Here is a 27000-nt window from a genome sequence, read left to right as displayed (position 1 = left end):
TCTTGGCCATCACACTCAGTTCGCGGCAGAATTTCTCAGTCCTTGCGGAAATATCCGGATTTGAGGTAAGCGCTCATTTCGCTGCGCGTTGACGCAGTGGATTGTGACGCCCGCAGCGGCTTATGCGGCAGTGGATTTGGCGAAGTTAAATGGGAGCAGATCGTCGATATTGGCGCCGTCCGGACGCTGCGGCGATTCGGTAAAGACGTGTCGCAACCAGGTGAATGGCTCGACGCCACAGGCGCGACAGGTCAGCATAAGGCTGTAGATGACAGCGCTTGCCTTGGCCCCGTCGACAGTGTCGCAAAATAGCCAGCTCTTCCTTCCAGTGGCAAAAACTCTGATATCGCGTTCCAATAAATTGTTGTCGATCGGCATCCTGCCGTCTTCGGTGTAGCGGGTCAGATATTGCCACTGGTTTCGCGTATAGGAGATCGCATCGCCGAGCTTGGTGTCGGGCACGACCTTGGGGGCCATCCTGTCGAGCCACTCCTTCAGGGCATCAAGGACTGGAACGCTATGCTTCTGGCGCAAGCGCCGGATGCAATCGGCCTGCGTTTCGCCGTCATCCGGCTTTTCGTCCCGCACCTGCCTTTCAATCCGATAGAGCTGGTCGAAGAACTTCAATGCCTGCGCGGGCGGCCCGCTTTGTTTCTTCCCGGCCTTGAAGGCGTTGACGAAGCGTCGCCTGGCGTGAGCCATACACCCGACATGCGTTGCGCCCTTCAGGGTGCGCCAGCCCTGATAGCCGTCGCTCATCAGGATGCCGCGATAGTCACCAAGGAAAGTCTGCGGATGCACCTGCCCACGACCGGGCTGATATTCGAGCAGCACAACCGGTTCGACACTATCCTGCCCGCTGCGATAGGCCCAGATGTAGGACTCGTCAGTTGCTTTCCTGTCCTTTTCCTTCAGCACCTGCACCGTGGTCTCGTCACCGTGAATGACGTTCTGCGACAAGAGCCGCTGCTTCAGTGCATCGTAGATGCGAACGAGGTGCTTTTCGCTGGACCCGATCACCCAATGGCCAAGAGCGCCACGGCTGACAGGGACGCCAGCGCGCTCGAAGGCCTGTGCCAGGCGATAGAGCGGTGTGCCGTCGACATATTTATGAACAAGAGCAAAGGCCAGCGTCGAGGCCGTGGCAATGCTCCCCGGCAAGGGCTGTGCGGGCATCGGCGCGATGATAACGGGAGTGCTGATATCGGTGCGCTCGCAGTTGCGGCAAGCATACTTGGCCCGGGCATTCTGCAGCACCGTGGCCTTCACCTCGATATGCAGCTGCTCGGTGACGAGTTCGCCCATGCGATGCAACGGATGGCGGCAGCACGGACAGGTCTTCTGATCGTCGGCAAGGTCATATTCAACGCGTTGGCGGGGCAAATTTGCCGGAAGAGGTTTACGCCCGCGCTTGCGGCCTTCGGGCTTTTCCACCTCTGGCAATCCCGTGTCGGGAAGCTCAGTGGCGTCGGTCTCGTCACAGTCGGCCAAGCCCTCATCAGCATCGGCCTCGAGAGCGGCGTTCTCGGCTTCATTGAAGACGCGATCCATATGCTTTTCGCTGCGCGGCGCAAAACGATGCAGTTGTGCAAGCGCCAGTTCTTCCTCGAGCTTGAAGACACGCTGCTCAAGGGCGTCTCTCTCAGCCCGCAGCGCGACGTTCTCGGCAGCATTCGCCGCCAGAAGCGCCATCAGTTCCGCAACGGTCGGGGTGCCGGCTCGTGTCATCGTAGCTTTGAATCTGAGCCGCCCCGCTCCGTCAACAGCCTTCAGCCGACAAACTCATATTGCCGAACAGGATGGCGCACCATCGCGTCGAGATCGATGCCGTCAAGCAGCCAGCGCAACTGTTCGGTATCGAGCGTCACGACCGGCGCCTCGCGGCGGGGCCAGCGAAACCGGTCTTCGGACAAGGCTTTCAATACAAGCACGAACCCTGACCGCTCGAAGAACAGGAGCTTCATCCGGGTGCGCCGGCGGTTGCAAAAGACAAAGACAGCACGCTCGAACGGGCTCAGGCCCATCGACTGCTCGACCAGGATCGCCAGGCTGTTGATCCCCGCACGAAAGTCGATCGGGTCCCGGTGAAGATAGACGCGAAGATCGTCAGCCAGCCGGAACATTGCACCGCCCCAGAATTTCGATCATCGCCGAAAGAGCCCGCTCATCCACATCCTCAAGCTCAAGCCGCACACCATTTGGCAAAGACGCCATCAGCCGCATTCCTGCCGATGATGGCCGGGCCGGCATGTCGGGCTGCCGCGCAATCGGCGACGCTGCAACCACAGGAACAAAGGCCGACGTTTCCTGCCCTGCAGCAGCCGTCAAACTACCCTGGGCCTGCCGATCTCGGCGAAGCTTCACCCAGTTGCGTAACTGATTGGCGTTGACGCCGTGCGCCAGTGCCAGACGGGCAACCGATACGCCGGGCTTCATTGCGGCGTCGATCAGCCGGTCTTTCTCGACCGGATCGAAACGCCGCTTCCCGTTGGGAAGAACCTTCACTGCCCGAAGACCCCCTGAGCCCTTCAAGTTATCCAATGTCATTGTGTCCACAGTCTCCCTTGTGGACACAGACTCCCTCATTCGCCGTTCAGTGAACAGGTGCGGGGAATTGTGCGCTTACGATTTGAGATACGGGGATCGTCGGTACCACCGGCTTCAAAATCGCCGTTCTGCGTGCAGATCTGCGTCGTAATCGCATGTCCGAGCAAGCCTCGGACCCATATGCGCATCTGATCGACAGCCTGGCTCGTTCTGTTTCCGCCGTGGCTGATTAAGCCAACCGGCTTATAGGCAAAATGCTTGATCGCCAGATGATCGAGCGCGTTCTTTAGAACACCGCTGGGGCCGTTGTGATAGATTGGGCTCGCAAGAACGAAGGCATCTGCCTGCTCTGCCAGTTGCACGAGCTTTCGTACGCCAGTATCGGGATTTTGCTCCGGCGTCTTATGCCAAACAGAATCATGTAATGGCAATGTCACCTCACGCTGGTCGAATATTGTGACGGCCATGCCGAAATTCCCAAGAGCATCGGCCACGGAATGACAAAGTCCGCAGCTGTGGGAGGGCCGTCGCAGGCTGCCCGTCAACAAGAGCACGGTTTGGGAATGTGTCATGGTTCACCCCCTACCAACGATCGGCAAATATGTTCAATTGCTATTCTCGCTCTTCCATCTTGCAAGTGCAGCACCAAGTCGACCAAAGACGGCAGGGATATCGTATCTTGCGATCGCATAGCTGCAGCGAATGGCGGGTGGCCCCTGGCGCCGGAAAGCCTCTCCGGGGCTAGCAATCACGCTTGCATGCTCCATGCAATAGGCGACCAATTGCGCGCCGGTACTTTGGGCGCCCGGAAATTCAATCCAGAGCAGAGGGCCACCATTCGGTCGCAAAGCGGCAATCCCATGGGTGGCAAGGGTTGCCATCGCCAGGTCGGCGGAGGCTTCAAGCTGGCCGGCCGTGTTTTTGATCCGACCCGGATTCTTGACTTCAGCCATGAGCAGGTCGGCCGCCGCCAGCTGCGAGGAAACGCATGGCGACATGGCGAGAACCCAATTGATATCGGCCATCTGACGGCAGGTTTTCGCGCCCGCGATCACATACCCGATGCGCAGACCCGGTTGTGCGAAGCGCTTCGAGAAGCTGCCGATGCGGATGACGCCTGTGGCCTCTCCCAGAAGGGGGCCTGTCGATGCCGACCCAGAAAATTCGAGACCTGCATAGGTTTCGTCCAGGATGAGAGTAACACAGCAAGCTTGCGCCACGTCACACACCGTCTGGCGTTGTTGGTCCGTGATGACGTTCCCTAACGGATTGCCCGGAGAATTCAGGAGGATCGCCGCCGGTATTTCCTGTTCGATCATCCGCAAGACATTCGCGTCCCAGTTGTGGTCGAGTTTATAGGTGATGACGGACCTTCCAAGAAGGCGCAGCGTTGCTTCGTAGGCCGGAAAGCCTGGTGATGGGAGCAGTATCGGCCGTGCGGGAGGGCAGGTTAGGAAAGCACAGGTCAGCCCCATCGATGCTCCGGCCGTGACGAGAACTTCGGAGGCGTCTACTGCGAAACGAGCGCCCAGTAGTTGCACAAGAGCAGGCACGCCTTGACGCGGCGCATAAGCGTTGTTGCTGCCTTCTTCCGCTTGGCAGTAAGACGGATCCAGCGTGCCAAGCGATAGGTCGCGCAGCGCCTTCATCGCACCACCGTCACGCTGATGCCGCAGTCGTCGAGCGGCAGGATGCAGTTGGGGCCAAAGCAATCCTGATTCTCAATGTAGGCGAAGAAGCGTTCAAAATCATTCCTGAACGCCGCTACGAGCGGATCATGAGCCAGGATCAGCGCTCCCGACCTCAGATGAGGCTTCGCGCATTCGAGTATATCCGTATACAGAGATTTGCGCGTGTCTACTGCGTCGACATCGATGAATAGCAAGTCAATCGAATCGCTGCTGCTTTCCAGATCGATCAGTGCATCCGCGACACGAAGATCGAGGGCGCCAATCGTCTCCAGCCAGGTCATATTGCGCCGAGCAATGATGGTTGCCGCACTATCGCAGTCGACACCCCTTGCATTGAAGTCGCCGTCGCCGACCTGCCTACCACTGATGAGCCACGCAAACGCAAAGCCGACGTAGGTGCCGGCGCCATATATGAATTGTGGTTGTGTCGCGCGGGCGAAGTGAAACAGGAACCGCCGCATCAAGGGGCTTATCGTTGTTTGCGGCACTTCGAAATGCGGTTCGATCCGTCCTTGCGCGGCCTCGTACAGGCTGGGTTCAAAAGATGGGACCGGCCTTTTCAAGATACCGCATGATGTGAGGATGGCAAAGGACGCGTCCACGATGGCTCCGACATCCCGTTGCGTTAGAGCGTTCATGCACCCTCTTTCACTTTGATGATGTGCTGCGCGAGCTGGGCGGATGCGCCGATTAGCGCACGAATCGCCGCATCCGACGCACCCGTCGCTGCCGGATTGGGCACAACGACAAGCTCGGAGGTCAGATGCGCGCCGATCGCCTCGAAGATACTATCCAGCTGCGAGATTGCGCTTTGCGTTGAGAAGGCGTCGGACCCGACAAGCAGAGCAACCGCCGGTTTGCCTTGAAAGGGAGAGGATGATGCATTTTCGTAGCTTGGTCCGCAGACGAGCTCGACAAATGTCTTGAAAGCACCGCCGACGCCGCCCCAATAAGCGGGAATGGAGAAGATCAATCCAGACGCCGCGCGGATGCGTTGGTGAACCTGCATGACCGCCGGATCATAGTGATGTGCGGGGGCCAAGCCCTCGAAACGGGGCAATGTCGCATCGCGTAAATCCAAGCTCTCGATATTGGGGACGACACGGGAGAGATAGATGGTCGCGGCTCTCAATATTTCCCGGCAAGCCGATGGTTCCGTTCGGCCCGGCGCCGGTTTCAACGATGCGCAAATCGCCAATAGGTTAGGATTGCTTTGCATATGGTCGCACCTCCTGTGCGGTTAAGAGATCAACCTCACGTGCGAAGTCGCGCAGGGCTTCGTTGAGCGTAAATTTCGGGGGGCCGATGCGCTTGAGCATCCACTCAGTGTCCAAAGGCGGCCGAGCCAAGGGGGCACGTGACGGATCAGGAGCGATAAGATTGACATTGACCCGTCCGATGGACTGCTCAACCGCTTCTATCAGTTCTCTCAAGCAGGTCGTCATGCCGGTCCCGACATTGATGATTTCGCAACCCTCGGGATAACCGGGTCTTGCAAGCTTTTCGAGGGCGTCCCCCAGGTCGCGCGCATAGATGAAATCGTCACGGTCCTGCCAGTGACCCCGAAGGCTTATCGGTTGTTTCAAGGCGGCGCCGTAAAGGAGCCGTTCGACCAACTGAGACGACTGGCTGCCATGTCCATAACGGTTGGGGCCGTAAACTCCGGCTGCCCTCGCGATACCGACCGACAGTCCCTCCAACGCGATCATCGCGGCCTCCATGCGTCGAATGACGGAGCCATAGACGCCGACATGGCCGGTCGGCTTTTCGACTTCGCGCAGCGACTCGAAAGAGGTCTGACCGGCAGCATAAACGGCAAGACTGCTAACGCCGACGAGCCTGGGAATACCCTTTGCGCGCATTGCTGTCGCTATGGATTCGGTTCCTTTCAAGAGGATATCGGTCGCCAGAGAGGGATCTGCCTGGGTTCGCTGTCCCGTCAAGCCGGCGGCGAAGACCACGGTATCACACGCGCCGACATGATCGAAAAGAGCCCGAACCATCGCCGCATCGGTGACGTCCACACTTTGGATGGGGCAATCCGTGCGCCCGAACCTTCGTACATAGCTGGTGTTGGGGGCGAGATCAGCGGCGGTGACGGACCAGCCTGCGTGCGTAAAACTGCGTACCGCGAAGGTGCCGATCTGTCCGGTGCCAATGACAACGCACCGCGATTGTGGCCCTTTGGAGTGATCACTCATTTCTTCAACGCCCTGACTGCTTCCACTTCCGATTGCCGTCCGCGCAACGCTCCGGCGATACTGGCCGGTGCCATGTCTTCGAGGTCGACTTCGGGTATATTCAACGAAAGCCCGTAATATGCATCCTGGATCCGTAGGCCACTCAGATCTCCGGATTCAAGGGTGGTGGGGGGCAAGACCCAGACATCTTCCATTTCTCCGATCGTATGGAGCAGCGACAGAGCTGCTTTCTCCCGGCCGAGCGAAATCTCGCAAGCCGCAAGTCCAACGGCATGTGTCTGCACTCCAAGCCGGCTGCGCAGTGCGCGCGCTTCGCCCAGGCAGACCGAAAACAGCTCTCGCGCTTCGCCGCAGGCGCCGCTCTGATAGAGCGCTTTTGCCTGCGACCGGCCGAGCGCTTCGGCGCTGATCGGCCGGTCGAGCTGCTGCATCAGTTCCCGCGCCTCTGCGAAGATTGGAATGGCCGCAGCGCCGTCGCCTGCTCGCGCCATCAGCGCTGCACGCATGCATCTCTGCTGTGCGATCCACTCCCGTTCGTTCTCGGCTCCACGCGCTAAAGATTCGTCAAAGGTTCTGTTCAGCAGGTCCAGTGCGACTGCGTAGTTTCCACCGATCTCCATCAGGTTGCTCATGTTGCCAAGTAGATTGAAGCGCAAATAGACTCGGTCCCGAGTGCCTCCTTCACGGACAAGATCAAACGCCCGCGTCAGATGGCTGAAGGCAATCGGGAAGGCAGTCGAAATGGGCTTGTGCGCCAGTCGCGCGGCCAGGATTGCGTTCATCGCACGGCCGTTCTGAACCCATGCACGTTCCATATGAGGGTCGCCACCATCTTCCGCAGCAACGCTCTCTAACGCCGCATCGGCCATGTCAAAACAAGCATTCGAGCGCGCCACATTATATAGGCGCTTTGACCAGATGAGTCCGCTCACATACCAGAGATGGCAACGAAGCGTCGCTTGATCGCAGATGGCAATAGCGCGCTGTAGGATATCGACGGCATCGTCGTAGAGACCAAGATTGACCATAAGCAGAGCAATGAGGCGGCAGTCGTCAACGCCGGGATCAGCCCGGGCAGCAGCCCAATGTGCACAGGCATCGTAGTTGAGATTAGCAAGCCAGCCCGTCGCCCCGCCAACCCCGCGTCGGGCAATGTGGATTTTGGGAGTAATGTTAGCCTCGTGGGGACCTTGCGGAGCATCCAGTTCCAAAGGCTGCAGGACGGATTTTATGGCCTCCATGAAGGTCTCACGGGCGCAGACGGGCAGCATCCCGAATTCCGAACCAGCGTGAATTTTCCGGCAATCTGATGGGGATACCAACCAGACCCAGGCCAGTTCGCTATCTTCGGGGGTGAGCAGGCAGGCTCTTGCAAGCAGCTTCAAGCTTGGTCGATCAATGGTTTCAGCGCTCGATATCACCACATGTGTGTAACGTGCCGTGCGAAGTGCTGCGAGAAAGCAGCGCGCAGCCTGATCGATGAGATTGCTGCTGACCATGCTTTCGCGGCTGATGCGCCGCAATGCCGCAAGCGCATCACCATTGTTTTCTATTGCACCTTCCAAACCTGAAGCAGAATCGAGACGTGCTTCTTCAACGCGCGCCTTGCGCATCGCATCGATCAGGTGACCCAACTGGCCGGAAAACACACCGATGGCTGGGTCCTTGGAGAGACCCTCCAGAAAAGGAATGGCTTCGGCATAAGTGGAAAGATCCCCATCGGGGCTACGACAAACAAGCACTTTCGGTGACAAATTTTGATGTAGTCCCAATTGGCTGACTAAAGCATGCAACGCGGCATCGTCGTTCGTACCCTGAGGCTGGTTCAGCCAAATACGGGAATCCTGCTTCGTCGTAGGTGGCAAAAGAAGTTCGGAACGTTTCATCGCACACTCGTAGAGTAAAATCAGACACATTTTCCTGCCTGACGCCGAACCTGCCCACTCTTTCACAGTGCTTCAGATCGTTTGTGGGATAGACGGCGCTGCCGATGCAATGTGCCTGATGGATTTCTTTCCCGATTCCAGTCGCTAGACCGAGGCGCCTGCCCAAGCGACGGCGCCCAGGGCCAATACTTCGTCGCCCTTGATTCGGCCCGCCTTTGCGGCGTTCACCATTTCTTCGAGCGCTGCGATCATCTCCTTCGAGACATGGCTCTGTGCGCTGACAACATCCTCATCGGAAAGAGGGCTGATCGCGCGCAGCTGAGCTGTTGAAATCACTGCGAATTTTGCCTTGCGTTGGATTTTGACTGTCATGACTTACTCCCAGGTTGGTGGTTCACTGCACTGCGAAAGCCAATTGAATGGGCCGTTTGCATGACCGACAGAGCTAGCCGCAAAACAATGCTTTGCAGCAAATGCTCAGGCGTCTGGCGCGCACCCCAGCGACGTAATCCTTATTCCGCCAGGAATGACCTCTCCTGGTGGCAGATAAACCGCCGGTGAGCGAGCCAACGGAACAAGTCCAAGCGCCGTCTCCCATTTCGGCCTATCTGCCTTGGCAAGACGCGCCGCTGACCATCCAGGGGGGACTGTTCGCTGCGCCAACGTCAGGTACGGGCCACAGGCGATCGCGCAGCCATAGTAGCCCTCGGGGACATAGAGTGCCTTTGCCCCGGCGAAGATCAGGCCATAGCGCACGTTGTGGTTCTGGCCGCACGCAACGATGCTGTTGCCGACGCAATGCAAGGTTTGCTGCAGGAAAGACCGCACGTCGGTTTCCTTGGTTTGTGCATCTCCAAACATGCCCCCATCTTCGTTGAAGAGACTCGAGCCAGTGCTCCGGTCGACCAGGACCGCCAATGCTAATGCCGACCAGATCCAACCCGGCCCATAACCCGCCCCGGATTTGTAGGCTGCGACCAGCTGCAATCCTGGACGTGGTGGAAAGCGCTGTTCCTGCACATGGCCATCTCGGGATTCACGCGTACCGAGGAGTTGACGGCTGGCTTGCAGCAACGGTTCAATCGGTAGGACTGGAATTGGCGGGCCGTCCGGCTGATTTTGCAAAAATAATGGCTGTGGAACAGTATTGTTTATGGCGGGTTCGGCGACGACATCGAGGCCCCAGATAACGCCATCGAGTCCAGTGTAGGAGGTCGCGATCAAAAAATTTGTTTGACCGATATAGGTGCCGGCAACGCGGCATCTGTCCCCCGACACGATCCTACATGTGCCCTCATCCAGCCCAGCCGCAGACGTAATTCCCACAGCGAGTTTCAACCCCGTCACGTAGCCGTTTCCGGACGCGCCGTTTCCGACTGTCCCTCCACAAACGGCAGCATAGGGACCGATCGCACCGCTGACGACCACGGCGGGATCATATTCACCGTCATATCTTGCGATGGACGACATGTCCCAAATCCTCCCTGGGACACCAGGACGCTGCTTCGTGCCGGTTGAGATTCAAATGTGGCTATCAACGCGCGGCAAATTGCATTCTCTACCGGCTTTGGGCTCAGGTTGGTCTCGCCGGGGAACGAAGTATTCAGAGGGAAATTCCGCAACACTCAAGACATATGTCTGCCCTAAGGATTGTATGCGTTGAGTGCTTTGGATGTATTTGAATCATCTTCTTGTATTACTCATTTATAGCGCTGGCTCATCGCAGTAAATGAGCAAATTTACTCACCTTTGCAGGAAACATTCGCCGTCCTATCTATGCCATCGTCGCAACGATATTTTGTCTTGCGAGATTAAAGTTGAAGCTGTCCCATGTTGGCGTGGCTGGAGATGCTGTTGGCTTTTTGCTGACCTAACCGGAAGCTTTCTTCCATCGGAGCAATTATGAGCTGCATGCCCGATATGATTTAGGATCCTCGTGATTGAAGATCAAAACGATGGGATAGGACCCTGCGTTGAGAGCAGACTTCGACGCAATTCAATGCGGTGGAAACCCATCATTCTTGATACGCTTTTCCGCCTGCCGGTGAACAATGTATCCAGGAGGCGCTGTCACATTGTTTTTGGCTTAAGAGATTGTCGATAGACGGTTCGGCATGGAACAGCCCATCGCCAATTACAAGAACCATCGTTTCCCGCCAGAGATTATAGCCCGCGCTGTCTGGCTCTATTATCGCTTTCCGCTCAGTCTGCGCCACGTTGAGGAAATGCTGCTTGAGCGCGGGATCGCTGTCTCCTATGAGACCATTCGCCGATGGGGCAGAATACATGGCCCCGCTATGCCCGATGCATTCGCAGAAAGCCACCTTCCGGCAGTGATGTCTGGTATCTCGACGAGGTTGCGGTTCGGATCAATGGCAGGCGATGCTGGTTGTGGCGGGCTGTTGACCAAGACGGATATGTGCTCGACGAAATCGTGCAGGTTCGCCGCAATACCAAGGCTGCCAGACGTTTGTTGATGCGTCTGCTAAAAAAGCAGGGCATGGTGCCGAGGCGCATGATCACTGACAAGCTCCGCTCCTATGGAGCGGCAAAGCGTCAGGTCATGCCGGGTGTTGAGCATCGCTCACACAAGAGCTTGAACAACCGGGCGGAGAACTCGCATCTGCCGTTTCGAAAACGGGAGCGAATGCGCCAGGGATTCCGATCAATCGGGAGCCTGCAACATTTTGTTTCGCTGTTCTCCGCCGTTCGCAATCTCTTCGTTCCAGATCACACAAAACCTTCTGCCAACCAAATTCGCAATCACCGACTGCAAGCCATGGCCCAGTGGAAAGCCGCCAGCGGCCAGCTCGTCTGAAACTGTCTGCGCGGGCCTTGACTCGCCTGCCATTCAAACAACGTGACAGCGCCACCGCCTGAGCTTCGAGCGGGCCTTAAAGCGGCGCAGAATATACAATCAGAGATATTTTCCTTTACATTCCACAATCTATAAGATAGATGTAATGTGCGCTCGCACTCGCCTTTAGGCTGTGCTGACGTCGCAATAACGATACGGAGGAAACATCATGGCAACTGTCCCAGGAAATTCCGCAGCAGACGACGCACTGGCCGCCAGCCCTCAGCAGGTCAATATATTGGTGGTTATCGACACTGAATACGTGAAGGCCCACTATCCGCCCAACAGTAGCTCGGACAGCCCACCAGGAATCGATCACAACAGCCAATTTATGATCTGCACCGGCTCGCGCGGCGACGTTACCGGCCAAGGCAGCGCGGATCTTTCGTTCAAAGCGAATGTCGGCGATAACGTGTCGTTCACCGGGGTTTCGATCTACGACAATTCAGATGACGCCGTGATTGTCTACGGTATCAAGTACTGGAACGGTGACAAGGTCTTCAATCAGTTCGTACCCAACGTCGTAACGCGTAAGAAGGCGGTCTTTCCCAATCCAGAGACGTCAAATGGGATTCCTCCGCTGCAAGAACAATTAACTTTCGCAACCTACGACGCGAAGATTGCACGTTCTGGTAAGGAAAATTTCTACGTCTATTTTGCCCTCTACAAGCTCTCTGACGACGGTCAGTCTCAGAATTTGTATGGCTATTACTACTGGGATCCACAGATCATAGTCCCCTGAGGCCTAATGGTTACAGGCGGCGGCGGGGAAAAGCCGCCGCCTCGATCTATGAAGCTCAAACCATTCGGTGATGCCGCATCGCGGTTTTGCCGGGCGGAGGAACCCATGGCAATCGACGCTCTCCCGGCCAGCGCGCAGCAGATCGGCTTACTTGTCGTGATCGATACCGCAAGCGTCAAGGCACACTACAAGCCCAACAGTCATTTTGAACACCCACAACCGATCAATCACGAAAGCCAATTTATGATCTGCACGGGATCGCGCGGTCAAGTCACCGGTCAGTGCAGCTCGGATCTCTCTTTTCACGCGAATGTTGGTGACAGCGTATCCTTCGCTGGCACGTCCGTTTATAGCAATTCGGAGGACGCTGTTATTCTCTGCGGCATTACGCATGCAAGTGGTGACCAGGTATTTAACCGGTTCCACGCGAATTACGCCGCCCGAGACAGGGCGGCGTTCCCTGACCCCAATTCCGGAAACGGCCTTCCGGCACTTCACAAGCGTCTGACTTTTTCGACCTATGACGCTGGGGTGAGATGCTCCGGGACGGCGAAACTCTACGTCAGGTTCGCCCTTTATAAGTTGGCCGAGGATGGCCAAACGCAAAAGCTTTATGGCTATTTCCAATGGGATCCGCAGATTACAGTGAGCTGACGGCACGCCCATCGCCTGCATTTGAGACGGTCGGCGAGGCCAAATGTCGATCGCGTCTCGTCAGCTCTTGACGGCTTCGTACGTCAAGGACCACCGTTAGGCTGTGGGCACGTTCTGGGATTGAATTCCTCGAATGCATATTCAGCTATCTTCGAACCGGTGCGCCGCGGCGTTGGTGCACGGATGTGGAACTGAACGGATGGGGATCTTTGAAACGGCTGACTATGGCGTGGCTGCCTTGCGGCGGACGGCTTTCGGGCGTGCGCAAGCAAGCATGCGGTTGAGGACGGCGCAGCCGATGGCGGACTCGGTCTGCTGACCAGGCAGCGACCTGGCCCGCAGACGCCGCCCGATGATGGACTTGTATCGCCCGATTGCCGTCTCAACCAGTGAGCGTTTGCCGTAGCCGTTAGAGACCTGCCATTTCATCGGGCCGTCACTGTTGATTGCGGCGATATGCCGGTTCCGTTGGCCGGGAGGTCTATCGTCGCTTGGCTCGACCGCGTTGGCGCGAGGCGGAATGACGATAGCCGCCGCCGCGCTATGATCGATGACTGCGTCGTATGTAGGTTTTCCATCATAGGCAACCTCGGCTGTGAACTGTCCGATCAGACCGCCAATCTGGTCGAGGAGTGGCGCAACTTGAGAGACATCGCCGGCGATGTCACGTTGTTTGATCAACGGCCGAAAAGTCGCTTGTCGGTAAACTCAGGCAATTGCAGCGGTCACGGCTTTCCACTGCGCCATGGCGCGGATCCGATGAATATGGGTGGCTAGGGCTGAGTGTCTCTGGTGCGGCGCGACGAAAAGATTTCGGACTGCTGAAAAGAGCGAGATGAAACGTTGCAAACCTCCGACGGATCGAAAGCCCTGCATCATCCGCTCTCGTTTTCGAAGCGGCACGTGAGAATTCTCTGCGCGATTGTTAAGGCCCTTGTGCGATCGATGTTCGACGCCGGGCATTACATCCCGTTTTGCCGCGCCGTATGAGCGCAGTTTGTCGGTGACGATGCGCTTCGGCGACAGACCTTGCTTCTTCAGCAGCCTGACCAGCAATCGCTTGGCAGCCTTGGTATCGCGGCGGGTCTGGACGATCTCGTCGAGAACGTAGCCGTCTTGGTCGACAGCACGCCACAGCCAATGTTTTCGGCCGCCTATGGAAATCACGACCTCGTCCAGATGCCAGATATCTTTCCGCGACGGCTTCTTTCTAGGCAGCTGCTTGACGTAGGCTGCCCCGAATTTGCGGCCCCATCGCCGTATCGTTTCGTAAGAGACGACGATACCGCGCTCCAGCAACATTTCCTCGACCAGCCGCAGGCTCAACGGGAACCGGAAATACAGCCAGACCGCACGGGCGATAATCTGCGGTGGAAATCGGTGGTTCTTGTAGCTGATGGTCGATGAGGTCATCTCAACCGTATTATCCGCCACCCGTTAAGTTGCCGACAACGTGACATCGCCCATCGCCAGCATCCTGATCCGTCAGGGTATGGGCAACGATCTCGCCGCTATCGGCATCCAGTGCCAGATGCAGCTTTCGCCAACCTCGGCGGGATCTGGCGCCATGCTTCTCCTCCAGCCACTGGCCCGCGCCGTAAACCTGCAGGCCGGTGCTGACCGCCGCGGGTCTTGCGTCTTAGAGCATACCATTTGGACAGGCTTCCGGTGTCAGCCACAAGGTCAGGCGGCCACGCCGACGAAGTCCTGCTTCATACTCCGGCCAGTTCGTCACCCTGAACTTCGTCTTCTCAATGTGATGACGACGGCTGGCATTGTGTTTGAAAGGCATGACTAAACGACAAGAGCTGTTGCGGTTCCCTCCTGCCTAACTCAGAACGCTAAACGGTCCATGACCAATGCCGCTCCGCAGCACAAATTCGAACCCATCGACGCCAGGCAATGGCCGCGTGGGAAGCCGTGAGTGCACGGCCTGCCTGAGGAGCGCAGGCTCGGCCTCACCTGGCCACATTCAAACAACGTGACAACGCCTTCAGAATCATAGGCTCGCTCCACAACTTTCGGAGCGGCATCTCTCTTCCCATGGTCAACATACCGTTAAGCGCCAAAATTTGCGACAGGCCCATGCGCAGCCTTCCTTCGAACGATCGGCTGGGCTTCCGGCCATGTAATATGCCGTCGAAATGTCGCTGAGTACTCTGCGCACGCCGCGCACGCTCTCCGCAGTGACCTTCGCTGCTTCCCTTTTCGACGGACACGCCATCCTTCCGCGCAAGGTCACCTCGCCATTGAGAACCGTCACCTTCACGACATCGTACGTCAGTCCGAGTTCCAGTTCCAAGCGCATTCTAACTGCTGTGGAAAGGGCGTCGTCGCTGATAGGAATGACGGTGTTTGCGGGCATAGACTCTTCCTCCGTTGCGACGGCGAGATCTTATGTCTGATTTGCCGTTGCGGCGTTGATGCAGATCAACTGGCGGCCACGCCGCAAGCCAATCTCCGCGGCGCCTCGGATACAAGACGCCGACCGAGGTGTTTATGGCGCATTTGCACGAAGATAGGTGATCGGCGATGTCACGTTGTCGGCAACTTAACGGGTGGCGGATAATACGGTTGAGATGACCTCATCGACCATCAGCTACAAGAACCACCGATTTCCACCGCAGATTATCGCCCGTGCGGTCTGGCTGTATTTCCGGTTCCCGTTGAGCCTGCGGCTGGTCGAGGTTGCTGGAGCGCGGTATCGTCGTCTCTTACGAAACGATACGGCGATGGGGCCGCAAATTCGGGGCAGCCTACGTCAAGCAGCTGCCTAGAAAGAAGCCGTCGCGGAAAGATATCTGGCATCTGGACGAGGTCGTGATTTCCATAGGCGGCCGAAAACATTGGCTGTGGCGTGCTGTCGACCAAGACGGCTACGTTCTCGACGAGATCGTCCAGACCCGCCGCGATACCAAGGCTGCCAAGCGATTGCTGGTCAGGCTGCTGAAGAAGCAAGGTCTGTCGCCGAAGCGCATCGTCACCGACAAACTGCGCTCATACGGCGCGGCAAAACGGGATGTAATGCCCGGCGTCGAACATCGATCGCACAAGGGCCTTAACAATCGCGCAGAGAATTCTCACGTGCCGCTTCGAAAACGAGAGCGGATGATGCAGGGCTTTCGATCCGTCGGAGGTTTGCAACGTTTCATCTCGCTCTTTTCAGCAGTCCGAAATCTTTTCGTCGCGCCGCACCAGAGACACTCAGCCCTAGCCACCCATATTCATCGGATCCGCGCCATGGCGCAGTGGAAAGCCGTGACCGCTGCAATTGCCTGAGTTTACCGACAAGCGACTTTTCGGCCGTTGATCAAACAACGTGACATCGCCCGTTCCGGTATCTCGGCATGACCGAGCGTGACGCCAAAGAAGAACCGCAGGGCACAAACTGTCTGGTTCAAGGCCGGCCACGATAGGCCCGAGGAGACCAGATGCACCTGAAACGCGCGCACGTCTTCCAGTCCAAGACGGTCTGGCGAACACCCGAAATAGCGCGAGAACTTCGTCACCGCATGCAAATACGATCGTTGCGTCGCTGGCGAAAGATTGCGGATCGTCATGTCATCGATCATGCCCCGGCGTAGCGGGCTTATCTCTGTCATCGTCATCTCCTGTTCAAAGGTTGGGCTAAGCCAGCCAAATCCTTCAAATCAGAAGCGCATCATACAATCCCGCACTCCAAATGCCGCGATAGCGGCTTCGTTCAATCACGCCAGTCAGGTATTGCCAAGCGGAATCCTTTTGCCGGCCGCCATAAGGTCGTGATAGGTTCATGATTCATGAGCACGAGCAAAACACCCCAGCTGACCCGCGACGCAAAGACCGGCCGCCTTACCCAGGTGCGTGCCGAAAAGATCAGTGCTGTCGAAGGTATGGTGCTCAGCCCGCGCATGCGCAAAATCCTCGCCCAGACCAAGGACCAGCCAGCCGAGGAGCGCCGCCAGGCGATCCGCGCGCAGTTCGCTCGCAAGTCCGCCTAAAGATTGGTCTATACTGCCGAATCCGATCCCCTCTGTTATCCGGGCACAACCGTGCTCCGCAACAAGCTGGACCTGACTGACCAGGATGAACTGGACGAATTCGAGACCGCCATGTTTGTCGTACGCTCTGACGAACCCTGGCCGGCCGGCAGCCTCGACGTGACCCACTACCTGGCCCTGCATCACCATCTGTTCCAAGACGTGTATGAATGGGCTGGCGAGATCCGGAGCATCCGGATCGGGAAAGGGGGTAACTGGTTTTGCTATCCCGAGCACATCCCCGCCCAGCTCCACCAGGCGTTCCAGTTCCTTGCGAACGCCAACTATTTCGAGGGCTTGGCGCCGGCGGAGTTTGCAACGCAGGCCGCCCATCTCCTCGCCGAAATAAACGCCGTTCATCCGTTCCGCGAAGGCAACGGCCGCACGCAGCTGACGTTTCTCGCGGTCCTGGCAGACCACGTCGGCCTGCCGTTCGACGAGGATGTCCTTGACCGCGAGCGCGTTCTCGATGCCATGATCGAAAGCTTTGCAGGCTCCGAGGCGCCGCTCGCGGCCCTGATCCTCGACATCGTCTCTGGACCTTCATCCTAACCCTTTTTCAAATATCCTCGGGGGTCCAGGGGGGCAGACAGCCCCCTGGTTAACCCGCGTAAATTAGGGTTGGGGCACGGGGGGTCTGGGGGACTCCCCCAGGGGTAAGCGCGTAGCGCTCCGCAGTTTTTCTGGGTATACAGTTTGCAAGTAGAGGGCAGGGGATGGACGACCAGGAAACGAAACGCATTGGCATATTGGTCAAGCCAAGTTTCAGAAAATCTCTGACGCGATGCTTTGTGAGGCTGTTGCGCGCGCCGAACGCGGCCAGATTGATGCCGATCTAGGAGCTGGCCTTATCAAGCAGCGCGTTGCTCGGCCCGGCGCTGGGAAGTCTGGCGGATTCCGGACACTGGTTTTCTTTCGAGCGCAAACGAGAGCGGTCTTTGCATTCGGGTTTGCGAAGAGTGATATGGCCAATCTCGATGCTGGGGATGAAGCTTACATGAAAAAGGCCGCGAAACTCGTCGTGGGATTTACTGACGCGCAAATGAAAGCGGAAGTCGATGCGGGTCGAATGCTAGAGGTGAAATGCGATGACAAAGACTTACAAGAGTGAGGCACTGGCAGCCGTCCATGAAATGATGGAGGGATTCTACGAGTCCGGCGCAATCGAAAAACAGACGATGCGTGAATTTGATGAAGGTTGCCTGACAACCGTGGAGCCGCTGACACCGGAGGAAATTCGCACGATCCGTGAGCGCGAGAGCATCTCTCAGCCGGTGTTTGCCCGATATCTCAATGTTAGCAAGGGGCTGGTGTCAGATTGGGAACGCGGCGTTAAAAGGCCAAGCGGTCCTGCTCTGCGTTTGCTGACTGTTATACGGAACAAGGGATTACAGGCGATCGCCTGATTGCGCGACGATAGTCGCGTCCGGCCCGGAGGTGAACGCTCTTTCAGTTGGGCGGTAGAGAGCCGGAGGGCCGTCAGTGACAATGCCCCGGTGCGTCAGCGCCGGGACGTTTCTCATTCTTCGGGCGTTAATCTCCCCAATGCGATTTCCAGGGGTGTTCAAGGTCTGAATGGCATCGTCGGGGATCGACATCGCTCTTTTGATGTTTTGCAGCTTGTAGGCAATCTCAGCATCAGTGAGTTCGAACAGGGCAGGGGATGCGATCACTTGTTGAAGTGCGGCGATGATTCCAGCGTCTGCGATGCAGGTGCTCAGCCGCGCGAGGCCGGTTACGCGCTCACTGTCTGGAACCGAGCTATGGGCAATCCGGCCAAGCTTTTCATGTGGCGAGATGGACACTGCCACCTAGGGGTCGGAACAAGATCTGTTCAAAATCATGCGCTAAGGTCGAACGAACGGTGAACGTCGGGCTGCTCGGAGGATTCGGCCCCCGGCTCGGCAAGCAGGCTAGATCCTAATTGCCGGCGGCTGAACTGGTGATGCAGATGATCGGACATCAGGGGCTGCCAATCTCCTTTGGCCTGCTCAGTTGCGTGCTGGAGACGGCGAGGCTGTTCGCTCGGAAATGAACATGCGCGCAGTTAAACGCCGCTCCTGATCGCAACCGCCTCGCCCGCTATCTTACCGTCGCCGGCAGCACTTCGAATTTCCAGAATTTTTCCGGACTGAAATAGGTCGCGGCAAACACGCGGATATCTCCGGCGGTGACCTTGCCGTAACCGCTGAGATTGTCGCGTATGCGGTCTAGACGGCGCGAATCTGTCTGAACGCCGCGCAGATATTCAATCCAATATTCGTTACCCTGCTGCTGATGCTTCAGTGTCTCGATGATGGGTTCCCTGGCGCGGGCGAGCTCATCCGGGGAAACATCACGTGACCGCAGGTCGTTGGCGATCTCGTCGACAAGTGCGTAGAAGCGCGCGATCTTTGCCGGGTCTGTCTCGACGGAGAAATAGACGTAGCCGTAGCCGGGAACTTCGTCTGACAGGTCGAGGTGGCCCCGCGGGTCATAACTTGCGCCTTCGGCAATACGAAACTGGTCAATCAGCCTGTTCTGGAAAATCTGGGTGGCGATTTTGGCAGTGAACGACCGCGGCAGATCGGAGAGCAAATCGCCGATCGGAACTGCGAAGGCCGCGGCTGCAATATCCGCCCTGCCGCTATGGGTCAGCAAAACGGGCGCCTTGTTCGCCGCCGGAAAACGCACGTCACCCCAATCATTGCTCGGCGCTGCCTCCGGCCGCGGCGGTAAAGCGCCGAAGGTTTCAGCTGTCATCCGGATTGCGTCATCCACCGTGACGTCGCCGACGATGGTGATATCGATCGGGCCGTTGGAAACCATAGGCCGGAACAGCATCTCGAAATCTTCCGGCTTGGCGGCGGACAACTCAGCGCGATCAGGGATGGTCCAGCGCGGATCGCCGGAATGCACGAGACCTTCGACATCACGACTGACAACGCCGCCGGGGGTCGCCTGATACTGATCGAGGCGGCTCAAATTGGCCTGCTGCTCCCGCTTGAATGCTTCTGGGCGGTATGCGGGATCGGAAGTGTATGCCGGGCGATGTCACGTTGTCTGCGGCTTAACGATTGTGGGATAACGGGTTGGGATGAACAGTCCGACCGTAAGCTACAAGAACCACCGCTTTCCACCGCAGATCATCGCCCGTGCGGTCTGGCTGTATTTTCGGTTCCCTTTGAGCCTAAGGATGGTCGAGGAGATGCTGCTGGAGCGCGGTATCGTCGTCTCCCATGAGACGATCCGGAGATGGGGTCGCAAATTCGGAACGGCTTATGCCAGGCAGTTGTGCAGAAAGAGGCCTTCGCGAAAGGATATCTGGCATCTGGACGAGGTGGTGATTTCCATCGGCGGCCGCAAACATTGGCTCTGGCGTGCCGTTGACCAGGACGGTTACGTTCTCGACGAGATCGTTCAAGCCCGCCGCGATACCCAAGCCGCCAGGCGATTGCTGGTCAGGCTGCTGAAGAAGCAAAGCCTGACGCCGAAGCGGATCGTCACCGACAAATTGCGCTCATATGGTGCTGCAAGACGGGAGGTGATGCCCGCCGTCGAACATCGATCGCACAAGGGCCTGAACAATCGGGCCGAGAATTCTCACGTGCCGCTTCGAAAACGGGAGCGGATGATGCAGGGATTTCGATCGGTCGGCGGCTTGCAACGGTTCATATCGATCTTTTCGGCACTCCGAAATCTCTTCGTCCCCCCGCACCCGAAAAACTCAGCCCTCGCCATCCACATCCATCGGATCCGCGCAATGGCGCAGTGGAAAGCCGTGACCGGCGCAACCGCCTGACGTCTCAGACAAGCGCCCTGTTCCGACCTTGATCAAACAACGTGACATCGCCGTCCAACAGGAATGGCGAGGATCGCGCCCCGCAAAACCTCGGTCATGTAGGCCCCCTGAACAAAGCCCAGCACCGCGATTGCCGCGACCAGGCCATTGACCTCGACTGGGCCAAGGTCCGCCATCGCAAGAATCCGGTTCAGCCCATCCGTTCCCACATAGTAGAGCGAGACGATCAGGATGAGCTCCGGCACGGCACGGACGATCGTCGTATAGACATTGAGAGCATATTGCAGTGGGGCAAACCCACTCAACTTGCCGAGTGCGCCGAACAAGCCCAGCACCATTCCAAACAGATAGGCACCAAACGAGATAAACAGGGTCGCGAACGCGCCGGTGATCAATACGCCGCCCCAGCCGGGAGGGGAAATCGACAGCATGTCCAGAATGGAACTTGAGGAACTCATGGGAAGCCTTCCAGAACAGGACCGGCAGATTTGCCACCAACGGCTGGTGACAAATCCGCCTCGCCCGTGGACTCAATAGGGGTCGTAGTCGAAGTACTTCTTGCTGAACTCGGCATAGGTGCCGTTCGCCCTGACAGCTTTGATCGCGCCATTCAGCTTTTCGCGCAGCTCGTCGTCGCCCTTGCGGATACCGCCGCCGACGCCAGCCCCAAGAACCGAGTCGTCTGCCTCGACACTGCCCTTGTATTCGCAGCATTCCTTGCCGAGGTCGGCTTTCAGGAGTTCCTTCAGCGGTCCCGTGTCGGCAAAGATGTAGTCGACGCGGCCCGACGCGAGGTCCTGGAATGATTCATCGACGGTCGCATAACTTTTCTCGGTCGCAATTTCGGCGAAATGCTTCTTGAAGTAAGCCGACTGGGTCGTCGACACGGCGATGCCGACGGTCTTTCCTTTCAGCTGCTCGGTGGTCGCGCCCATGACGCCATCCTTGGCGCCAATCATGCCAGCGAGAGCCGAGTAATATTTGTCCGTGAAATCGATGCGCTTCTTGCGCTCGTCGGTGATCGACATCGAAGACCAGATTACGTCGATCTTCTTGCTCTCCAGAGCCGGAATGAGGCCGTCCCAGGCAACGTCGACGATCGTGCACTTCTCCTTAAGCTCTTTGCAGATCGCATCCATCAGATCGATCTCCCAGCCAATCGCTTTTCCCGAAGCGTCCTTTGTCGTGTAGGGCGCATAGGCCTCATTGACGACGCCGAAGCGGATTTCCGCTTGGGCGCTCGTCGCCAGCATGAATGCTGCGACAGCTAGAGCTTTTCCCAAATGCTTCATCTTAGGGTTCCCCTTTTTCTGTTGGGATGGTGGTGGTTAGTGCGAACCGGCTGCAACAAACTCCTTGCAGCGTGCGCTGGTGGGTGCACCAAAGACCTGGGCCGGAGGGCCGAGTTCCTCGACCTGGCCCTGGTGCAAAAACATGACGCGGGTGGAAACGTCGCGTGCGAACTTCATCTCGTGGGTGACCATCACCATGGTGCGACCTTCCTCGGCCAGCCCACGGATGACCTTGAGCACTTCGCCGACGAGTTCCGGATCGAGTGCCGAGGTCGGTTCATCAAACAGCATCACCGCCGGATCGACGCAGAGCGCGCGGGCAATCGACGCACGTTGCTGCTGGCCGCCGGAAAGGAAGGCGGGGTAGGTGTCCTTCTTGTCGTAAAGACCGACTTTGGCCAGTAGCGCCTCGGCCTTTTCGATCGCCGCTTTACGCTCGATACGCAGGATGTGGATCGGGGCCTCGATGACGTTCTGGAGAATGGTCATGTGCGGCCAGAGATTGAAGCTCTGGAAGACCATGCCGAGGCCACTCCTCAGCCTCTCGATCTGCCGCCAGTTGGCGGGGTGGCATTTGCCGTCACGGCCCTTGCGGAAGATCACGTCTTCGCCGTTGATCTGGAAGGTTCCTTGGTCCGGAATTTCGAGGAAGTTGATGCAGCGCAGGAACGTGCTCTTTCCTGAGCCCGAAGATCCGATGATCGAGACCACGTCGCCCTTCTCCGCTGAAAGGGAGATCCCCTTCAGCACCTTGTGTGCGCCGTAGCTCTTGTGAACGTCGCTCACTAGCAAAGCTGGCTTGACTGTTTCGATGTACATTTCACCTCCATTGACTTGCGAGCGTTGGCCCACTCCTCCGCGGGCAAAGCTTCGCCATCGCCGTATCTGACAGCGCCATCATTCGTGGTTGCGAGTGTAAAAAATGGACGCGAACGTCCGCACGCGCCGCCTAAACGGCGCACGTTCCTCACGTGCCCATTGTCTCGGATTTACCGCCGGCGCGTTAGCCGGCTATAATCTTGTGTCTGTAGACCTCACAGCCCGGTGCCAGCTGCCTTAAACCGTTCACCAGCATGTTGGCCGCCTCCTCTAGCGCCTCCTCAGGCATTGTCGCCAAACTTTCCAAAATGAACCACATCCGGCCACCCAGCGTCTCCAGTCGGGTCCGGGTACCTTGCCGCCAGTTCCAGCGCCGGCACGTGACACCGATATCGTCGCGCCAGATGACTTCACCCTTGGTAGGGTTTTCGATGACCGCCTCTCCGTTCATAACCGTGTCGAACACTTCGGTTCCGTCTGCAACAGACAGCCGTGGCTTGCCGACATAGGCGTCGAAGTTTTCTCCACCCACCGGTATTGCAAAACGCAAGCTGACTGCGTTGTAGAGATCGACGATCTGGTTGATCGAAGGGATACGGCCGTCTTTCTCCACCCGCTTCTTCAGCGCCTGTGCAGAACAGGGTGTGCGATTTGGTTTTGCTCCAAACCGGCTATATGCCTCGGCCCAACTTGCCAGATGTGCTTCACTCCAGGCTGGCCCTCCAGCTCGGACAAAATCACAAGCCTCTTCCAGCACATTTCTGGCTATGGTGCCACGCGTGTCATCCTTGATATCAACGAAGACGCTGATCGCGCGAAAGTCTGGTGCGATGTTTGCGATTTCTTTGTCGATGACCGGAAATTCCAACATGCCCTCTAGCTCCCATTGACCAATTTAGTCTATAATACCGACCATGGAAAAGAAAGTCAATATATCGACCGAAGCGGTCACCGACGTCGAGCGTGTCAGTGCAACCGTGTCCCAGAACCTCAAATTGTTCAGGAAACAGAATGGCCTGACACTCGATGAATTGTCGCGCAAATCCGGTGTCAGCAAAGGCATGCTGGTCGAAATCGAAAAGGGCAGCGCAAACCCGAGCATTGCGACGCTCTGCCGGGCAGCGACCGCATTGGGCGTTTCTGTCGCCGATTTCGTCGGGGTCGCAGTTAACGTGCCTGTGCGCATCGTTCCACCCGAGGATGCCTCGATCCTCTGGCGTGGTCCGAAGGGCGGGAGTGCCACTCTTCTGGTTGGAACCCACGGGCCGGATGAAATCGAGCTTTGGCGCTGGACGCTGTTTCCCGGTGAGGTTTTCGAATCGCCCGGCCATTCGGCCGGAACACTCGAACTGCTGAATGTGGAAACCGGCGCGCTTACCTTGAAACTGGCTGATAGCGAGCACCTCGTTAAAGCGGGCTCTTCGGTTTTGGCACGGACGGAGGACAAACATGCTTACATGAATTGTGGCAAGGAGGAGCTCCGCTTTGTAATGACTGTCGCGGAGCTGCAGCGTCCGCGCGTGAGAACGGGCCTGTAAAGACAACTGCTGCTGCTTGAGGTCGGACCGAAGCACTTTTGGGTTGGCGGAGCAAAAACGTTGCCGCATGCACCGGCCGTCTCCTGAAGTCGAACACCGTGAGCCTAACACCACATGGATGGTCACGCTCATCTCCACTGGCGCACCTCAATGAGCGCCGACTCGATGGCCGCAGCAGCTGATATTCGAATACTGTTTGGAACAGAGATCGATTGGTCTAGTCCACCGATGAGGTACAAGTTCATGCGAGATCGCGATGAGTTAGATGCGGCCGATCCGGAGTTCGACGAACTCGGATTCTCGACGCGTGCTATCCACCAACCAGTCGACCTGTCATTGAACCATCCCGCTCAATCGGTCAGAAAAATCAGCGGTGCGGACAACAACGCCCACTCAGCGACGGACATGCTCGAGAAGACGTTGGCTCGCCTCGAAGGAGCCGAGGCCGGCTTGGTGCTTTCATCAGGGTTGGCCGCCTTCAATATGCTCGCACTGGCGCTTCTCTCCGAAGGCGACGAGATGATCGTCCACAGGCAAGTTTGTACCGATACGGCCGCTCTGATGGAGAAGACGCTAACGCGGGCCGGCATCACAATGGTCCCGGTTGACCTGTCGCTTCCCGCAAACATCTGCCATGCGGTGACGCCTCGAACGCGTCTCATTTATTTTGATACGCCGACAAATCCTCTTGGCGACATTCTCGACATTGCTGCAATCGCAGAATGCGGTCGTTCCTGCGGCCTCAAGATCGTCGTTGACAGCACATTCGCTTCGCCAGCCTTGCAGCGCCCGATTGAGCACGGCGCCGATATTGTCCTGCAATCGCTTACCAAATACATCAACGGTCATGGCGACACACTCGGCGGTGCCCTGCTGGGAGACACCGCAATCATTCACAAACTGCGGGAAACCAACCTTCGTTTTCCTGAGGCGACCGTGATCTCACCGCAGGCTTCGTTCCTCATCCTTCGTGGCGTGAAAACACTTGCTCTCAGGATGGACCGGCACAGTTCCGCCGCCCATGCGATCGCGCTGACATTGGAAACCCATCCGGCGGTGGCGTGGGTGAGATATCCCTTTCTTCCATCTCATCCGAACCATTCCATCGCTCGCAGGCAGATGTCAGGTGGCTCGGGAATGTTGGCTTTCGGCCTTCGTGCAGGCAGGGATGGTGCCACTGCGATGATCAGCAGACTGCGGCTTATACAGTCGGGCGTCAATCTGGCAGAGGTCGGCAGCCTCATATGCCATTCGGCCCGCCTCACCAGCACCCGCCACCTGTCCCTTTCAGGAGGCGGCCTTTGCGACGCGCTTGGAGATGACGTCATCCGCTGCTCCGTCGGCCTGGAGGATGCCGAGGATCTTATCGAAGACATCCTGGAGGCTCTGGATTTCGGCTGAGCGTTTGTCTTGCCCGACCACGCGAGCCAAAGCGGGGGGAATTGTTTGCAGCTGAAAACGGGGCGACTTCCTTGAAGGCAAGCTATTTTACGTCCGGCTCCTTGAGAAGGCGATAGAGGTGGGCGCGGCTGATACCGAGCAATTCAGCCGCACGGCTCCTGTTACCGCGCGTTTGTTTGAGAGCGGCACGGATCTCCGCGTCCGTTTGGGATCGTATCCTGTCTTTGAGTGGCTGCGTCGCGTCTGGCTCAGCCGGGGTTGAGGAAACCTCCTGGACAGAAATGGCGAGTGTCCCGGTAATGATCATTCGCGTCAGCGCGTTTTCGAGCTCGCGCACGTTTCCCGGCCACGCGTATCCGATCAACAGATTGCGATCGTGATCGGTCAGGTTTGGTGTGGACTTACCCAGCCGCCCTGCGATGCGCGCAAGCAAGCACTCGGCAAGGTGTGGGATATCGCCCCTATGCCGCAGGGGAGGGACGTTGATCGGCAAAACATTCAGCCGGTGATACAGGTCCTCGCGAAAGCGGCCCACCTTCACCAGGTCAAGAAGAGCTTTATTGGTCGCACAGATGATGCCCAAGTTGATACTGACCGGATTGGTACCGCCGACACGTACGATTTCGTTCATCTGCAGAACGCGCAGCAAACTGCCCTGAAGGGCAAGCGGCATGTCGCCGATCTCGTCCAGGAAAAGCACGCCGCCTGTGGCAAGTTCAAACTTGCCCGGTTTGCCCTGGCTGCGAGCGCCCGTGAAAGCACCGCCTTCGTATCCAAAGAGCTCGGCTTCAATCAGCTCGCTGGGAATGGACGCGCAGTTGACCCACACAAAGGGTCCACTACGCCTGTCCGACAGTGCATGAAGGGCATGCGCGGCCAGTTCCTTGCCCGCGCCGGTCTCGCCACAAATCATCACAGGCAAATCATACGCCGCGGCAACCTTGATGGTGTCACGATAGGAATCCATCAACCCGCCCATGCCGATGATGTCATTCAGCCTGAACTTCGATTGCCACGCTCTGGGACGTTGCGGAATGGCGAGTTCTGCTTTCGATATGCGGCTGTAGGTCTTCTTCAAGGCATCATAGTCAGAGAAGAGGGCAAGCCCGACCGCGCCGATGATCTTGCCGTCCCGGTGCACGGGAACTTGCTTCGTTACCAGTTTATGGCCACGAACCTCGAGCGGATAACCGACATGGGTGCCGATCCCACGTGCAACGAAATGAAGCTTGGTCTGTGGCCCAACCACATCGGTTATGTGGCGCCCGAGGAAGTCATCGGCCTCACCCCCGAGCAGCTTGCAGTAGGGCTCATTGATCAGGACGATTGTCCCGGCTGTATCGACGGCGACGAGGCAGTCTGAGACATGATCGAGCACGAGACGGAGAAACCCGGCTTCTTCCGATGAACCTGCGAACCACTCCGGAAGCGTCATCTCAGCCTGACCTGGTTGGAACCCCGATGAAATTACGTCACGATCACTCTACCGACTAATCGTCTCTAAAGCGAGACAATATGTGTCTCTATGAGGTGACGGTATATGCGAGAGACTGACGGGCAAGTGTTTGTCGA

General features: G+C 57.6%; 26 protein-coding genes and 9 pseudogenes. 11 read left to right on the top strand and 24 right to left on the bottom strand.

Annotation, left to right across the window (positions count from 1 at the left end):
* Positions 1–120: 120 nt before the first annotated feature.
* The 11 genes from tnpC to BA011_RS34960 all read right to left on the bottom strand — a co-directional run bounded on the left by tnpC (position 121) and on the right by BA011_RS34960 (position 9795).
* Positions 121–1728: an IS66 family transposase gene (gene tnpC / locus BA011_RS35010; RefSeq protein ID WP_065279183.1), complete on the bottom strand. Its 1608-nt coding sequence runs from the start codon at positions 1726–1728 to the stop codon at positions 121–123.
* Between the two features lie 41 nt (positions 1729–1769).
* Positions 1770–2123, bottom strand: coding sequence for an IS66 family insertion sequence element accessory protein TnpB (tnpB, locus tag BA011_RS35005; RefSeq protein WP_018240906.1), 354 nt, complete (start codon positions 2121–2123; stop codon positions 1770–1772).
* The gene (gene tnpA / locus BA011_RS35000; RefSeq protein WP_065282368.1) at positions 2107–2547 is read right to left on the bottom strand and encodes an IS66-like element accessory protein TnpA; all 441 of its coding nucleotides are present in this window, start codon (positions 2545–2547) and stop codon (positions 2107–2109) included. The genes tnpB and tnpA overlap by 17 nt, the downstream gene beginning before the upstream one ends.
* 35 nt (positions 2548–2582) lie before the next feature.
* Positions 2583–3119: an NADPH-dependent FMN reductase gene (locus BA011_RS34995; RefSeq protein ID WP_151343738.1), complete on the bottom strand. Its 537-nt coding sequence runs from the start codon at positions 3117–3119 to the stop codon at positions 2583–2585.
* Positions 3120–3152: 33 nt separating this feature from the next.
* Entirely contained in the window at positions 3153–4196 is a 1044-nt protein-coding gene (locus BA011_RS34990; protein ID WP_065283452.1) for a pyridoxal phosphate-dependent aminotransferase, read from the bottom strand.
* Positions 4193–4876, bottom strand: coding sequence for a class I SAM-dependent methyltransferase (locus BA011_RS34985; protein ID WP_065283451.1), 684 nt, complete (start codon positions 4874–4876; stop codon positions 4193–4195). The genes BA011_RS34990 and BA011_RS34985 overlap by 4 nt, the downstream gene beginning before the upstream one ends.
* Positions 4873–5457: an NAD(P)H-dependent oxidoreductase gene (locus BA011_RS34980; RefSeq protein ID WP_072640928.1), complete on the bottom strand. Its 585-nt coding sequence runs from the start codon at positions 5455–5457 to the stop codon at positions 4873–4875. The genes BA011_RS34985 and BA011_RS34980 overlap by 4 nt, the downstream gene beginning before the upstream one ends.
* Positions 5441–6439 carry an NAD-dependent epimerase/dehydratase family protein gene (locus tag BA011_RS34975; protein ID WP_072640927.1) on the bottom strand — a complete coding sequence of 333 codons (999 nt, stop codon included), beginning with the start codon at positions 6437–6439 and terminating at the stop codon, positions 5441–5443. Before BA011_RS34975 ends, BA011_RS34980 begins: the two co-directional genes overlap by 17 nt.
* Entirely contained in the window at positions 6436–8325 is a 1890-nt protein-coding gene (locus tag BA011_RS34970; RefSeq protein ID WP_151343737.1) for a hypothetical protein, read from the bottom strand. The genes BA011_RS34975 and BA011_RS34970 overlap by 4 nt, the downstream gene beginning before the upstream one ends.
* Before the next feature lie 144 nt (positions 8326–8469).
* The gene (locus BA011_RS34965; RefSeq protein WP_065283446.1) at positions 8470–8697 is read right to left on the bottom strand and encodes a hypothetical protein; all 228 of its coding nucleotides are present in this window, start codon (positions 8695–8697) and stop codon (positions 8470–8472) included.
* 105 nt (positions 8698–8802) lie between these two features.
* Positions 8803–9795 (bottom strand): histidine decarboxylase, pyruvoyl type, encoded by a 993-nt coding sequence (locus BA011_RS34960; RefSeq protein ID WP_065284235.1) that lies wholly within the window; start codon positions 9793–9795, stop codon positions 8803–8805.
* Positions 9796–10439: 644 nt separating this feature from the next.
* Here BA011_RS34960 and BA011_RS34955 point away from each other — a divergent pair.
* From BA011_RS34955 to BA011_RS34945, 3 genes and pseudogenes are all read left to right on the top strand, one after another.
* Positions 10440–11143: pseudogene (locus BA011_RS34955) on the top strand (IS6 family transposase).
* A 208-nt stretch (positions 11144–11351) separates the two neighbouring features.
* Positions 11352–11924, top strand: coding sequence for an inclusion body family protein (locus tag BA011_RS34950; protein ID WP_065284234.1), 573 nt, complete (start codon positions 11352–11354; stop codon positions 11922–11924).
* Between the two features lie 105 nt (positions 11925–12029).
* Positions 12030–12578, top strand: coding sequence for an inclusion body family protein (locus BA011_RS34945; RefSeq protein WP_065284454.1), 549 nt, complete (start codon positions 12030–12032; stop codon positions 12576–12578).
* A gap of 222 nt (positions 12579–12800) precedes the next feature.
* On the opposite strand, the pseudogene BA011_RS34940 reads toward BA011_RS34945, so the two are convergent.
* The 4 genes and pseudogenes from BA011_RS34940 to BA011_RS34925 form a co-directional block, all read right to left on the bottom strand.
* Positions 12801–13238 (bottom strand): annotated as a pseudogene (locus tag BA011_RS34940) (transposase); the annotation flags it as partial.
* A gap of 48 nt (positions 13239–13286) precedes the next feature.
* Positions 13287–14038 (bottom strand): annotated as a pseudogene (locus tag BA011_RS34935) (IS6 family transposase).
* A 5-nt stretch (positions 14039–14043) separates the two neighbouring features.
* Positions 14044–14370 (bottom strand): annotated as a pseudogene (locus BA011_RS43200) (IS5/IS1182 family transposase); the annotation flags it as partial.
* 255 nt (positions 14371–14625) lie between these two features.
* Positions 14626–14943 carry a BON domain-containing protein gene (locus BA011_RS34925; RefSeq protein ID WP_065284230.1) on the bottom strand — a complete coding sequence of 106 codons (318 nt, stop codon included), beginning with the start codon at positions 14941–14943 and terminating at the stop codon, positions 14626–14628.
* A gap of 167 nt (positions 14944–15110) precedes the next feature.
* Between BA011_RS34925 and BA011_RS34920 the strand changes: the two are divergent.
* Positions 15111–15857 (top strand): annotated as a pseudogene (locus BA011_RS34920) (IS6 family transposase).
* Positions 15858–15907: 50 nt separating this feature from the next.
* Here the strand turns inward: BA011_RS34920 and BA011_RS34915 are convergent.
* Positions 15908–16180: pseudogene (locus BA011_RS34915) on the bottom strand (site-specific integrase); the annotation flags it as partial.
* Between the two features lie 177 nt (positions 16181–16357).
* Between BA011_RS34915 and BA011_RS34910 the strand changes: the two are divergent.
* The 4 genes from BA011_RS34910 to BA011_RS34895 all read left to right on the top strand — a co-directional run bounded on the left by BA011_RS34910 (position 16358) and on the right by BA011_RS34895 (position 18003).
* Positions 16358–16558, top strand: coding sequence for a hypothetical protein (locus BA011_RS34910; RefSeq protein WP_065284229.1), 201 nt, complete (start codon positions 16358–16360; stop codon positions 16556–16558).
* 51 nt (positions 16559–16609) lie between these two features.
* Positions 16610–17149: a Fic/DOC family protein gene (locus BA011_RS34905; RefSeq protein WP_237352842.1), complete on the top strand. Its 540-nt coding sequence runs from the start codon at positions 16610–16612 to the stop codon at positions 17147–17149.
* 196 nt (positions 17150–17345) lie between these two features.
* Positions 17346–17708 (top strand): type II toxin-antitoxin system RelE/ParE family toxin, encoded by a 363-nt coding sequence (locus tag BA011_RS34900; RefSeq protein WP_065284227.1) that lies wholly within the window; start codon positions 17346–17348, stop codon positions 17706–17708.
* Positions 17686–18003: a helix-turn-helix domain-containing protein gene (locus BA011_RS34895; RefSeq protein ID WP_065284226.1), complete on the top strand. Its 318-nt coding sequence runs from the start codon at positions 17686–17688 to the stop codon at positions 18001–18003. The genes BA011_RS34900 and BA011_RS34895 overlap by 23 nt, the downstream gene beginning before the upstream one ends.
* Here the strand turns inward: BA011_RS34895 and BA011_RS34890 are convergent.
* The 3 genes and pseudogenes from BA011_RS34890 to BA011_RS34885 form a co-directional block, all read right to left on the bottom strand.
* A complete protein-coding gene (locus BA011_RS34890) occupies positions 17986–18408 on the bottom strand; it encodes a hypothetical protein (protein WP_151343735.1) in 423 nt (140 codons plus the stop codon). The two genes, BA011_RS34895 and BA011_RS34890, sit on opposite strands and share 18 nt — an antisense overlap.
* A 29-nt stretch (positions 18409–18437) precedes the next feature.
* Positions 18438–18560 carry a hypothetical protein gene (locus tag BA011_RS46190; protein WP_257785333.1) on the bottom strand — a complete coding sequence of 41 codons (123 nt, stop codon included), beginning with the start codon at positions 18558–18560 and terminating at the stop codon, positions 18438–18440.
* 119 nt (positions 18561–18679) lie between these two features.
* Positions 18680–19621: pseudogene (locus BA011_RS34885) on the bottom strand (M16 family metallopeptidase); the annotation flags it as partial.
* A 6-nt stretch (positions 19622–19627) separates the two neighbouring features.
* On the opposite strand from BA011_RS34885, the pseudogene BA011_RS34880 reads away from it, so the two are divergent.
* Positions 19628–20378: pseudogene (locus BA011_RS34880) on the top strand (IS6 family transposase).
* A gap of 50 nt (positions 20379–20428) precedes the next feature.
* On the opposite strand, the pseudogene BA011_RS34875 reads toward BA011_RS34880, so the two are convergent.
* The 4 genes and pseudogenes from BA011_RS34875 to BA011_RS34860 all read right to left on the bottom strand — a co-directional run.
* Positions 20429–20836 (bottom strand): annotated as a pseudogene (locus BA011_RS34875) (ABC transporter permease subunit); the annotation flags it as partial.
* A gap of 72 nt (positions 20837–20908) precedes the next feature.
* On the bottom strand, positions 20909–21670 hold the full coding sequence (locus BA011_RS34870) for a transporter substrate-binding domain-containing protein (RefSeq protein ID WP_065284222.1): 762 nt from the start codon (positions 21668–21670) through the stop codon (positions 20909–20911).
* Positions 21671–21706: 36 nt separating this feature from the next.
* Positions 21707–22489: an ABC transporter ATP-binding protein gene (locus tag BA011_RS34865; RefSeq protein ID WP_018484472.1), complete on the bottom strand. Its 783-nt coding sequence runs from the start codon at positions 22487–22489 to the stop codon at positions 21707–21709.
* 184 nt (positions 22490–22673) lie between these two features.
* Positions 22674–23360: a B3/4 domain-containing protein gene (locus BA011_RS34860; RefSeq protein WP_186806632.1), complete on the bottom strand. Its 687-nt coding sequence runs from the start codon at positions 23358–23360 to the stop codon at positions 22674–22676.
* Between the two features lie 43 nt (positions 23361–23403).
* Here BA011_RS34860 and BA011_RS34855 point away from each other — a divergent pair, with 43 nt between their 5' ends.
* Both BA011_RS34855 and BA011_RS34850 read left to right on the top strand, forming a co-directional pair.
* A complete protein-coding gene (locus tag BA011_RS34855; RefSeq protein ID WP_018484470.1) occupies positions 23404–24027 on the top strand; it encodes a helix-turn-helix domain-containing protein in 624 nt (207 codons plus the stop codon).
* A gap of 150 nt (positions 24028–24177) precedes the next feature.
* Entirely contained in the window at positions 24178–25428 is a 1251-nt protein-coding gene (locus BA011_RS34850) for a trans-sulfuration enzyme family protein (protein ID WP_237352841.1), read from the top strand.
* Between the two features lie 82 nt (positions 25429–25510).
* Here BA011_RS34850 and BA011_RS34845 read toward each other — a convergent pair whose 3' ends face one another.
* Positions 25511–26863: a sigma-54 interaction domain-containing protein gene (locus tag BA011_RS34845; RefSeq protein ID WP_065284220.1), complete on the bottom strand. Its 1353-nt coding sequence runs from the start codon at positions 26861–26863 to the stop codon at positions 25511–25513.
* Positions 26864–27000 lie beyond the last annotated feature (137 nt).

It is taken from the genome of Rhizobium leguminosarum, assembly GCF_001679785.1.
Lineage (GTDB): Bacteria > Pseudomonadota > Alphaproteobacteria > Rhizobiales > Rhizobiaceae > Rhizobium > Rhizobium leguminosarum_R.
This window is presented reverse-complemented; position numbering and strand designations above follow the sequence as displayed.